Origin of the sequence: Bradyrhizobium lablabi (assembly GCF_001440475.1) — a bacterium.
Lineage (GTDB): Bacteria > Pseudomonadota > Alphaproteobacteria > Rhizobiales > Xanthobacteraceae > Bradyrhizobium > Bradyrhizobium lablabi.
Map to the genome: position 1 here is coordinate 1 of NZ_LLYB01000034.1, position 12,778 is coordinate 12,778.

A 12,778-nucleotide genomic window follows, 5' to 3' on the forward strand; every position below is an offset into this window, starting at 1 on the left:
CAGGCCGGTGCGTCGGCGCCGGGCCAGCCGGCCGCGGCGCCGCCGCCGAAGACGGTGTCGCAGGTGCTCGGCGAAATCACGTGGCTGATGACCCAGAGCCCGCGGCACAAATCCATTCCGCTCGGCGATCTCGAATGGCTGGTGATGCCCGCGATCCTGCTCAAGCAGTTCCGGATGTTCTACAAGGGCGAGCAGCCGGTCGGCGTCGCGGTATGGGCGCTGGTCGACGATCTCGTCGCCAAGCGGATCGACGCGGGCGACAAGCGCCTCACCGCAGTGGAATGGAAGAGCGGGGCGAACATGCGCATTCTCGATGTCGTTGCACCGTTTGGGGCAGAGGCGGAGATGCGAGAGCAGCTTGCAGCTATTTAGGGCCTTCGACCAACCCTAGGATCCGTTTATGTCTCGGGTAAATTCGCCAGCCAGCAAGCGCACCCGGCGCAACCCGGATGCGGTAACCAGCATTCCGCTTTCCCTGCACCTCTCTGCCGGGCCGAACCCCGGTGAACTTCGTCGGGCCGATGCTGCGCGCGAAGGGTCGGAGATTGAGCGCGGGGTGAAACAGGGCGGACGTCTCCTGCAGCATGATATTGTCGGGCCTGGGCAGATCGATGAAGCCGATCCTGCATCGGATTTGTCCGAAGCGGATTTCCAGGCCTGGACTCGCACGCTTCGTGAACTTCCGCAGCGGGGGCGGTTGACCGAAGCCGACGTTCTGGCGTGGGTCGAAGGACCGTTGCGGCACTTCTTCCCTTTTGAGAAATTCATCGGCCTTTATGGAACTTTATCGGGCGGTCGCGTCCGCATCCTCTGGTTCTTGTCGAGCGGGCATGACCCGGAGTTTCTCGCCGGCCTTGAAGATTCGTTCGATCTGAAAATGCGCGGCTGCTTCGAGTGGTGGGTCTCGAACCGAAAGCCCTTCATTGTGGACATGACCGGCCCGGTCGATGAAGCAGGCGTGCGGCGTTTTATAACCAGGCGCTCGCTTGAAGAGATCGAGCGCTTTTCGCTGGGCGCAATTGCGGCGCACGGCATCATCGATCCGTTTATGCTGGCCGGCACCTATTTCAGCTTTTCCGGGGTGCCCGGCGCGCAGCCGAGGCGAACGCTCACGGCGCTCGAACTGATTGCTCCAGTGCTGCACATGCTGTACCTCCATACCAAACAAGCCACAAAATCAGCAGTTGATTTGACCTTGCTGACCGATCGGCAAAGAGCCCTGGTCGATCTTGCCCGCAACGGATTGTCGGACAAGGAGATCGCCTCGCAGCTGGCGATTTCCGATCACACCGTCGGAAACCATTTCCGCGCCATCTATGCCAAGCTCGGCATCGGCAAGCGCAGCCAGCTCATCGCACTGTTGAAATAGGCCCAGCTAGCACGAACGTGCTATCGATCTGGTTGTGGAATCCGTGCTGTAAAGCTTCCGTGAAGTGCTGTGCCGGCCGGGGGATTGTGGGGCGGGCGGCGCGCGGGGGGATAGCGGATGAACAAGGTCACGACGCCGGGCAAGCTTGCTGCCGAACCGTTGCTTGGGGAGGCCGCGCTGCAGCAAGCGCTGGCCGAAATCGCAGCGAACCCAAGCGCATCGGCGACTTCCGGCGCCGCACCGGGGAGCGCACCTGCCGCGGCGCCGTCGCCGAAGACGGTGTCACAGCTGCTCGGCGAAATCACCTGGCTGATGACCCAGAGCCCGCGCCACAAATCGATCCCGCTCGGCGACCTCGAATGGCTTGTCATGCCCGCGGTCCTGCTCAAGCAATTCCGGATGTTCTACAAGGGCGAGCAGCCGGTCGGTGTTGCCGTATGGGCGCTGGTCGATGACCTCGTGGCGAAGCGCATCGATGCCGGCGAGAAGCGCTTGACGGCGGTGGAATGGAAGAGCGGGACGAACATGCGCATGCTCGACGTCGTTGCGCCGTTCGGCGGGGAGGCGGAGATGCGGGAGCAGGTGGGGATGGTGGGGCAGATCTTGTAACGGTTGGCAGCGACGAATAGTGGTCCATTTTATGCCGATGATGCAATGTCGGAGCTAAGTGTGGTCATGCATACGAGACTGCTAGCATGGACGATGGCTCTTCTGTTTTGGAGTTGTGCTGTCCAAGCGGAGGTTCCATCCTCGAAGGACGCAGCGCCGGAAGCTCCCGGGGGTGAAGTCCGCGCCTTACAAAGGTGGTTCGAGAACGATCTGCATTTCTTTATCGATGGGCGCGGTTCTGCGAAACTATTTCTGCGTCGCCAGCCGGTAAAGGCAGCGATCCTAGCAGATCCGTTTCCGATCAAGAACGAGGTTACTTATCTTATCGCCAAACTGTCGGACGCGGCCGGCGTTTCTCATGAAATCACCATGCGAGACGTAAATTTAGCGATCGTTGTGGATTCCCCGATCAATGACGGCGACAAGCCGGATGCTCGCCTTTGGAGAAAGGTTGGACTGTCTGAGGGCATGTATCAAATTGTTTCTGCGCAGGGCAATTGGGCGTCAGGGTGCGGGATATACTCCTTCGCAAACAAGGACGGTCAGGTCTCGTTGAGCATCGTTTTCGCAGACAGCAAGCTTGGGTCCGCGCAGGTAAAAGATTGCGTCATCGAGGGCGTTATTCGAGGTTTTGGCCTTCGCGAAAGCCGCAAACTCGTGATGCGCGCAGATGATGGTTACATCCAATACATCACGTTGGCTAAAGCGTTTACCGCCTGCGAAAAGAAGATTGGAATCGAACGTTTGTTTGCGATGGGCGAAGCCGAACAACGATCGAAATACATAGAGTGTGTTTCGGAATTCTTGAGCAGACTATAGTTCTTCAGGTGGGGCATTCTCGTGGCTGACACTAGCATTCTCAATAATCCGCTCTATCAAACGCAGCCGCTCAGTCTCAAGCTGGAAGCAGGATTGGGCTTTAGGATTGGCTTTCCGTATGATTTTGCGGACATCAGACCAAGCGTCACAGTTAAGCTTGATGTGATAAATCTTCAGCCTTCCGCAGCCGTTTTGGGCAGCGCTAGCACGGGTTTTTTGAACCCTTCACCTGGCTTTGCAGTTTCCACTTCCGGACCGTACGGTCAGATTCAAATATCATCTTTTGATGTTGTGCCAGGGGCCGGNTGCTGTTGCTGTCTTTACAAAGGATGCAACTGAAGCGCGATTTGGTTTTGGTNACGAGCAACAACTATGGCTTTGGGTTCGTAAAACTTGATCCCTACGCAATCCCGAAAGCCATTGACAACGCGGTGGGTACCTTCTTTCGTCAAGCTTGGGAGACCGAGAGAAATAGAGTCAAAGCGGATCTGGATGGATCGTCAATTCAGGAATTTGACGATCCATTTGACGGTGGAAGTTTTCGTCCACCTTCGTATGGGTCGATGGTCGCGATACCAAACTCCAATGTTACGGAGACCGTTTCCCCGCCAGAGCCGTTTGAGCTTGGGCCTAACTTCACACCTGCAAATGATACTAGTCCTGCGCGCGTTTTCATCTACAGCATTCCAGATGGGTATCATCAGGAAACGGTTAATGGTGTAGCATTCGCCGTTCCAAATGGCACAAGTCTTAGTTCGCCCTACTCTGGATCGACTGCTGTCGGCGAACTTGGATCGTGGACCAGCTCAGCGAACCCCACAAATCCGCTGACCGCTAACGGCATCCTGACAGGCTTTAGCTTCCTCAATGGCATGCTGCTCAACACCGAGAGCGGCCAGATTGCTTTCGGATCGCCCGATAGTCTAACCGGCACCAGCGCTGACTGGGTCGGCTATTTTGGCAATAACAACATCGGTTCGCTCAACTTCGATGGTCTGAATCAGACCGCGTGGTCGTCTTGGTATTCTCCGTACTTCGTCCCGACTTCCAACGATTATAGCTACGATTTCGGCTTCAGTTCGGATGCCTTCGACTACATCCAGCCCGGCTTCACCTATGAAACCGCTCCCACGTCGGCCCTGCCGATCGTACTCGACCTCACCGGGGCGGGCATTAACATCACCGAGCTAGGCTCGTCCGGCCAATACCTCGACATGACCGGCAGCGGGTATCAGAACCACACGGCGTGGGCGGGCGCCGGCAATGGCGTGCTGGTGTTCGACGTCAACGGCAATGGCAGCGTCGATTCGCCGAAAGAGATTCAGTTCACCGAATGGGACCCGACCGCGACCACGGACATGCAGGCGCTGCGGGACGTGTTCGACACCAATCATAACGGCCAGCTCGACGCGGGTGATACGAACTTCGCCGCCTTCAAGGTGATGGTCACCAATGCCGACGGCACCACCACGCTGCGGACGCTGGCCGAGCTCGGCATCGTTTCGATCAACCTCACCACCGACAATAACCGGACCGTGCTGGCGGATGGTTCGGTGATTGCCGGCCAGACCACGTTCACCCGGGCCGACGGTTCGACCGGCACGGCGGCCGACGTGTCGCTCGCCTACGACGCCTACGGTTACGCCACCCAGCAGACTGTCACCCACAATGCCGATGGTTCGACCACCATCGACGTCAAGGCGATCAATCCGGACGGCAGCCTTGCCGGCGAGACCGTCACCACCACCAGCGCCGACGGCCTTTCGCGTGTCGTGAAGTTCGACCATAGCGGGAGCGGTATCTTCGATCAAACCCAGACGATTGTCTCGGTGGTCAACGCCGATGGCAGCCGCACCAAGACGACAAGCAATTTCGACGTCTCCCGCGCGCTGCGCGACCGCACCATTACGACCACCAGCCTCAATGGCCAGACCGTCACGATCGCGCGCGACATCGACGGCAACGGCCAGACCGATCAGACCGAGCTGCGCGTCACCAACGCCAATGGCAGCAAAACCATCACCGTTACCGATCTCCATGGCGACGGCTCGGTGAGGGCGCGCACGGTCTCCACCACCAGCCAGGATGGCCTGACCAAGCTGGTGCAGGTCGATTCGACCGGCGCGGGCGTCTTCGATCATATCAGCAGCAGCGTCACCGTGGTCGCCGCCGACGGCACCCGCACCGAGACGATCCAGGATCTCACCCAGAACGGATCGCTGCGCGACAAGTCCATCACCGTGACGACCGCCGACGGCCGCAGCAAGACTACGCAGAGCGATCTCGACGGCAACGGCACCATCGATCGGGTTACGGCATCGTCGATCGTGGTCGCCGCGGACAGCAGCTCGGTGACGACCCAGACCGATCGCAACGGCGACGGATCGGTGCTGATCGGCAAGACGGTCACCGCGCTTTCCGCCGACGGGCTGTCGAAGACCGTGAGCCGCGATCTCGACGGCAATGGCACCTTCGACATCGTGACGTCGGACGTTACCGTCAGCAATGCCAACGGCAGCAAGACCCAGACCGTCACCGATCGCAATGCCGACGGCTCGCTGCGCGACCAGGTGGTTTCCGTGCGCGGCGCTGACGGCCGCTCGCGCACCATCCAGGTGGACAGCAATGGCGATGGCGTCGTCGATCGCGTCGAGACCATCGTCGTCGCGGCCGATGGATCGAGTGTCGATACCGTCAGCGATTTCAATGCCAACGGTTCGCTGCGCGGCCGGACGGTCAGCAGCGTCAGCGCCAATGGTCTGGCGACGACCGTTCAGCAGGACCTGACCGGTTCGGGGACCTTCGATCGCACGCACTCCGACATCATCGTCGTCAATGCTGACGGCAGCCGCACCGAGACGGTGACGGATACCAGCGCCAACGGCGCCTTGCTGGGCCGCGCGGTGACGGTCACCAGCGCCGACGGACTGTCGGTCACGAAGCAGCTCGATGCCAACGGCGATGGGACCTTCGAGACGACGCGCACCGACATCGTCGTCGTCAACGGCGATGGCAGCCGTACCGAAACCGTGACCGATCGCAACGCCGATGGCTCGTTGCGCGACCGCACGGTCGTCACCACCAGTGCCGACCGGCTGACGGTGGCGAGCACCCTCGATGCCAATGGCGACGACCATATCGACCAGACCAGGACGCAAACCGTTAGCGCCGCCGGCGTGACGGTAACTGACGTGGCCGACCTCAATGCAAACGGCTCGCTGCGGGACCGGACCGTCAGCACCGTCAGCGCCAACGGGCTTTCGGTCACCACGCAGACCGATATCAACGGCGATGGTGTTTTCGACGGCTCCCGCACCGACGTTACCGTGCTCAATGCCGACGGCAGCCGCACCGAGACGATCAGCGGCCTCAGCGGCATCGGAAGCCTGCTCAACCGCGTCGTCACCTCGGTCAGCGCCAATGGGCTTTCCGCCACGACGCAAAGTGACGTCAATGGGGATGGCGTCTTCGACCGCACCCGCACCGACGCCACCATTCTCAACGCCGATGGCGGCCGCACCGAGACCATCGTCGACCTCGCCGCCAACGGCGCGACGATTGACCGGACCGTGACCACGTCCAGCGCCAACGGCCTGTCCGTCACCGCGCAGCGCGATATCAACGGCGACGGCAGTTTTGACGCAGTTCACAGCGACATCATCGTGCTCAATGCCGATGGCAGCCGCACCGAGACCGTGATCGACCGCGCCGGCAACGGCGCCTTGCTCAGCCGCACAGTCACCACCGCCAATGCGAGCGGGACCAGTGTCTTCACCAACCGCGATATCAATGGCGATGGGGTGACAGACCAGACCAGGACGGTGACGTTGGATGCCGCCGGCAACACCGTGGATACCGTCTCGGACCTGAACGCCAACGGCTCGACCAGGGATCGGGTGGTGACCACCACGAGCGCCAGCGGCCTCGCCATCACGACGCAGCGCGACACCAATGGCGACGGCGTCACCGACCAGACGCGTACCGACGTTACCGTGCTGAACGCCAATGGCAGCCGGACCAGGACGGTCACCGGGCTCAACGGCAGCGGTGCCGTGACGGACCGGACCATCGTCACCACCAGCGCCGACGGTCTATCCAAGACCACGCAATGGGACAACACCGGCGACGGCGTATTCGACCTCACCGAAACCACGGTCGTCGCGCTCAATGCCGACGGCAGCCGGGTCGAGACCGTCACCGATCTCAATGCCGACGGCTCGTTGAAGTCAAAGGTTACCACGACCACCAGCGCCGACGGTAACACCGTCACCGTGCAGCGCATTCTCGGCGGCGTCACCAGCACGGTGCTGTCGCAGACCAACGCCGACGGCCGTGTCGTCGTCACCCGGACGGATTTCAACGCCGACGGCTCGCTGCGGGATCGCGCGGTGACCACGACCAGCGCCAGCGGCCTGTCGGTCACGACCCAGCGCGACGGCAATGGCGACGGCACGTTCGAGGCGACGCGGACCGACGTCACGGTTCTCAATGCCAACGGCAGCCGCGTCGAGACCATCACCAACCAGGCATCCGGCGCGACGGTCGACCGAACCGTCATCACCACGAGCGCGGACGGGCTTTCTACGACGACGCAGTACGATCTCTCCGGCAGCGGCGCATTTGCGAAGACACGGACCGACGTCAAGGTCCTCAACGCCGACGGCAGCACGACCGAAACCGTGACCTATACCGGCGCCAATAGCGCCCTGATCTCGCGCTTTGCCACGACCACCAGCGCGGATGGACTGTCGATCACCAAGAAATGGGACAACACCGGCAGCGGCAGCTTCGACCAGATCGCGACCGATGTCACCGTGATCAATGCGGACGGCAGCCGCACCGAGACGGTGAGGGCAGTGAATGCCGCCGGCGGACTGATCTCCGAAGCCGTCGTCACCACCAGCGCCGATGGGCTGACGCAGACCAAGCACTCCTCGATTCCCGCCAACCAGTTGCTGAACCAGACCCAGACTACCGTCAGGCAGGCGAATGTCGATGGCAGCACCACCGAGACGCTGACCGATCTCAACGCCAACGGCACGGTCAAGGACCGGGCCGTCACCGTCACCAGCGCCGACGGGATGACGATCACGACGACGCGCGACAACAACGGCGACAGCGTCACCGATCAGACCGACGTGATTCAGCGCAACGTCGACGGCAGCAGCGTCGAGACCGTGACGAATTTTGTTTCCGGCATCGTGAGCGGCCGCACCATCCTGGCGACCAGCGCCGACGGCCTGACCAGGACCACGCAACAGGATCTCACCGGCGACGGCACGATCGACCGAACCCGCAGTGACGTGACCGTCATCAATCTCGACGGCAGCCGCACCCAGACCATTGTCGATACCAACAGCAACGGAACGCTGCACCAGAAGGGCATCCTGACGACCAGCGCCGACGGGCGCACGAGGACCCTGAAAAAGGATACGACCGGCGCCGGCTTCTTCGACCTGACCGAACTGACCACCTTTGCTGCTGACGGCAGCTCGGTCACGGTGGCGAAGAATTTCAATGCCAGCGGTGCGAAGGTCGGAGAGACCACCACCTCGGTTAGCGCCGATGGCCGTACCAAGACCGCGCAGGTCGATTCGAACGGCGATGGCGTCATCGACCGTACCGAAAGCACGCGGACGAATATCGACGGCACCACCGCCACCGACGCAATCGATTTCAACGCCAACGGCACGGTGAAGGATCGCCAGACCATCACCACCAGCGCTGACGGCCGGGTCAAGGTGATCCTGACGGACACCAAGAACGCCGGCACCTATGACCTGATCGAGACCGACACCACCAATATCGACGGTACCCGTCGGGTCATCGCGATGGATTCCGGCGGCAGTTCCGGCCAGCGCACCTACGATGCAAACGGCGTTCTCACCACCGAGACCTTCACGGCTCCAAACGGCAGCAGCCTGACCCGTTCCTATGTCAATGGCGTCGCCACCGGCGTTGTCTATCGCGACAAGTATGGCACCCAGCAGACGGCCACGCCGGACGCAATCGGCTCGGCTTTCGGTTCATCTGCCGGTCAATCGATCGAGGGCGGTCTTGGCAGCTCGTCCATGGCAGGCCTTTTCACCTCGCTGGTTACCAGCCTCGTCAAGAATCCCGGAAACGTCGGCCAGAGTCTTGGCCAATTCCTTGGGTCGGCGATCGGGCGGGCGCTGGCCGGCGATAACCAGTTCGTGCAAGTCGCCGCGGCGACGGTGGGCTCCGCGATCGGCAAGACGCTCTCCGACACGCTTAAGGGCAATCTCTATAAAGACCTCAGCGGTGTTGGGATCGACAACACTTTTGCCCAGTTCGGTATCAATCTGGCGGGTGCCGCGGCAGGCACGGTGGCTTCCTTCCTTACCGCCGAACTCGGAACCGCCCTCGGTCTCAGCGGGTACGGCGCGCAATTGTTCAACGCGAGCGTCGGTGCATTCGCCGGCAGCGTGCTCAACCAGGTTGTGGTAAACGGTCTGGACGTACTCAAAGCAATCAATTGGGGGGCGGCCTTCCAGAGCGCGGCTACCTCGATTAGCGGTGCGATCGGAGGCATTCTTGCCAACCAGCTTCTCCATGCGACGACTCAGGAAGGAGTGATCGGCGGGCAGATTGTCGGCGCTATCGGTAGCCTCGTCGGCACGTTGGTCGGCGCCACGCTTGGCGGCATCCTAAACTTCGTGTTGCCGGGTGTCGGGGCCTTCCTTGGAACGCTTCTGGGAACCTGGCTTGGCGATCTGTTCGGCGGAGGCGAACAGCATCCGACGGCCGTCGACTACGTCTCGATCAACTCCTCCGGCGTGTATGGCACTGCCATTCAATGGCAACGCGAGGGCGGAGATCCGAATATCTCTCACCAGATGGGTGCGGCGGTCAGCAACACCGTCAATGCTTATCTGTCCTTCGTCAATGGGGTCGGGATCGGTCAGAGTTCGAGTTACATTCTCGGCTACCAGACCGACTACATGGCGTTGCCCTATGTCGCCTGGTATCCGAGCGTCTCGTACTATGCAGCGCCCCATTATGCGACAGCAGAAGAGGCGGTGAAGGCAACCTCGCTGTTTTTGCTGCGCAACACCGAGGTCATCGGCGGCGATCTGCTGTTGAAGCGCGCGCACCAGCATTCGCAATATACCGACATGCTGACGTTGGCCGGCGATCTGCAGGTGGCCCAGGATTACGAGCGCTACCTCAACAATCGCGAACTTATCAACGCGCTGATCGCGGCAAATCCCGACTCGGCGTTCGCAGTCGGATGGGCGGCGACGTTCGCCCGGGTCAACGACCTGCATCTCAAGGATTACGGCGCCAGCGATTTCCTCGGCGGTCTCGTCGGTTTCCTGGAGTCGGTCAAGCACGCCGGTCTGGTTTTCGATGCCTCGAGCGTATCCGTGCAGCGCGGCGGCAATGGCAGCATCACCATTGCGATCCACGTCCCGAGCGGGGTGGAAATTCCGGCCTCCTTGTCCGTCTATGCACCTCAGACCAATGAGGTTCATGACGCCACCGGCACGACGATGAACTTCGTGTTTGCCGATGGTCTGGCTGCAGGCGGGTTCCACGGGCCTGCGTCGGCGACGTTGGTTTCCGGCGTTTGGCAGGTTACCGGCGGCGCCGGCAACAATATCTGGTTCGGCGACAACGGCTCGCCCAATCATTATGTCGGCACTGGAAGCGGCGGTGACATCCTCGTTGGCGGTGCGCTGAACGACGTAATCGAAGGCAGCAGCACCGGCTGGAGTTATGTCGACGGCGGCGCGGGCAACGACCAGATCTATGGCGGGTCCAATAACGACGTGCTGCGCGGCGGTGCCGGCAACGACACCATCTCCAGCGGTAAGGGTAACGACCAGCTGTCGGGCGATGGCGGGACGGACTATCTGCTGGGCGGCGCCGGCAATGACAGCTATGCGTTCGCCCGCGGCGATGGCACCGACACCATATTCGACGAATACCGCTATATGCAGACCGATGCGGTTCAGGTCTGGGTGGAGTCGGGCTATTGGTACAGTGATGGATACGGCAACAGCAGCTGGGTAGATACATCTCAGTACGAAACGCAATACAACACCTACGAAGTCCATGCTGATGGCGGCGCGGATTCGCTGGTATTCGGGTTCGGCATCACGGCGGCGGATATTTCGATTCTGGTTTCCGGCAACGACATTATCGTTGGCGTGAAGGATCCGGCCAATCCCGATGCGACGTTCGCGCAACTGACGGACAAAATCACGCTGCGAAACTGGATGGATGCGCGCGATCGTATCGAGAAGTTCAGCTTTGCCGACGGCACATCGCTCGACGTGACCGGGATCGCCAAGCGTTTCGGCACGGACGGCGCGGACAATATCACCTGGACGGAAGCGGTGGCCACGATCGACGGCGGTGCCGGCGACGACGTGATCACGTCAGGCAGTTTCGCCGACACGCTTCGCGGCGGTACCGGCAACGATACGCTGAACGGCGGCGCGGGCGCCGACACGCTGATCGGTGGCCTTGGCAACGACGTCTATGTCGTCGACAACTCTGCCGATGTGGTGACGGAAAGTGCCGGCGAGGGTGCCGATACGGTGCTCACATCGCTCGCCTCCTACACGCTTGCGGCGAACGTTGAGAATTTGGCGGGCACGCTCGCAACCGGGCAGACCTTGAACGGCAACGCGCTGGACAACGCCATCTCCGGCGGCGCTGGAAACGACACGCTGAGCGGCGGAGCCGGCAACGACACGCTGAACGGCGGCGCGGGCGCGGACACACTGGCCGGAGGTCTCGGCAACGATCTATTCATCGTCGACGATGCCGGCGATGTGGCGACGGAAAATGCCGGCGAGGGCAACGATACGGTCCAGTCGTCCGTCAGCTATGCGATCGGGGCCAATATCGAGAACCTGACCTTGACCGGCGGGTCGGCGATCAATGGCACCGGAAATGCAACGGACAACGTCATCCTCGGTAACAGCGCCGACAACGTCCTGGCCGGCCTTGGCGGAGCTGACGCTCTGGATGGCGGTGCGGGCACCGATACCGCGAGCTATGCTGCCTCGGCAACGGCCGTGTCCGTCAGCCTGGCGCTGGGGACGGGGACGGGCGGCGATGCCCAAGGCGATACTTTAACCAACATCGAGAACCTGACCGGCTCCGCCTTCAACGACACGCTGGAGGGCAACGGCGGTAACAACGTCCTCGATGGTAATGGTGGCGATGACGTCCTGCGCGGCGGAGCCGGCAACGATGCGCTCAAAGGCGGCGCCGGCAACGACACGCTCGATGGCGGAACCGGAAACGACTCGCTGCAAGGTGGGACCGGGAACAACAGCTACGTGTTCGGTCTCGGCTATGGCAACGACACTATCGATAACAGCGGCGGTGGTGTTGGCCGCGTATTGTTGGGCGCGGGCATCGCGGCCTCCGATCTGACCTTTGCGAAGGTCGGCAACGATCTCCAGGTCCTGATTGCGGGGGCACCCGATACCCTGACCGTGACAAACTGGTTCCTCGGCGGCTCATATCAGGTGAATGAGTTTGTGCTGTCGAATGGCACGACGCTGTCCTTGCCGGACGGCCCAGGGGCGAAGCTATCGGTGCTCGGTACGGCCGGTAACGATACGCTGACCGGATCCTCATATTCGGAGTGGCTGCTGGGCTATGCCGGCAATGACACGATCGATGGTGGTCTCGGCGATGACACCCTGATTGGCGCCACGGGAGCGGACCTGCTGAAGGGCAATGGCGGCAACGACACCTATATGTTCGCGCGCGGTGACGGAGCCGACACGGTCTATGACGACTACCGCACCTCGACCACGACCACGACGTGGGTGACATCAGGCTATTATACGCAGCAGTANGACCAGCGGATATTGGGTCAGTGATAGCTACGGCAATAATTCCTGGGTTGATACATCGGGCTACGAAACGGTCTGGATCGATACTTCGCACTATGAGAGCAACACCGTCGAGACGCGGAACAATGGCGGCGCCGAC

Annotated in this window: 5 protein-coding genes; all 5 read left to right on the top strand. The window is 61.4% G+C overall.

Annotated features, from left to right (window positions below):
* Nucleotides 1-372: toxin-activating lysine-acyltransferase (locus CQ14_RS01470; protein ID WP_082649646.1), on the top strand; the 372-nt coding region annotated here is incomplete at its 5' end.
* A gap of 28 nt (nt 373-400) precedes the next feature.
* A complete protein-coding gene (locus tag CQ14_RS01475; protein ID WP_082649647.1) occupies nt 401-1,369 on the top strand; it encodes a helix-turn-helix transcriptional regulator in 969 nt (322 codons plus the stop codon).
* A gap of 117 nt (nt 1,370-1,486) precedes the next feature.
* A complete protein-coding gene (locus CQ14_RS01480) occupies nt 1,487-1,978 on the top strand; it encodes a toxin-activating lysine-acyltransferase (RefSeq protein WP_057856182.1) in 492 nt (163 codons plus the stop codon).
* A gap of 93 nt (nt 1,979-2,071) precedes the next feature.
* Nucleotides 2,072-2,797 carry a hypothetical protein gene (locus CQ14_RS01485; RefSeq protein ID WP_156434609.1) on the top strand — a complete coding sequence of 242 codons (726 nt, stop codon included), beginning with the start codon at nt 2,072-2,074 and terminating at the stop codon, nt 2,795-2,797.
* Between the two features lie 872 nt (nt 2,798-3,669).
* Nucleotides 3,670-12,641: calcium-binding protein (locus tag CQ14_RS48540; RefSeq protein WP_488230443.1), on the top strand; the 8,972-nt coding region annotated here is incomplete at its 3' end.
* Nucleotides 12,642-12,778 lie beyond the last annotated feature (137 nt).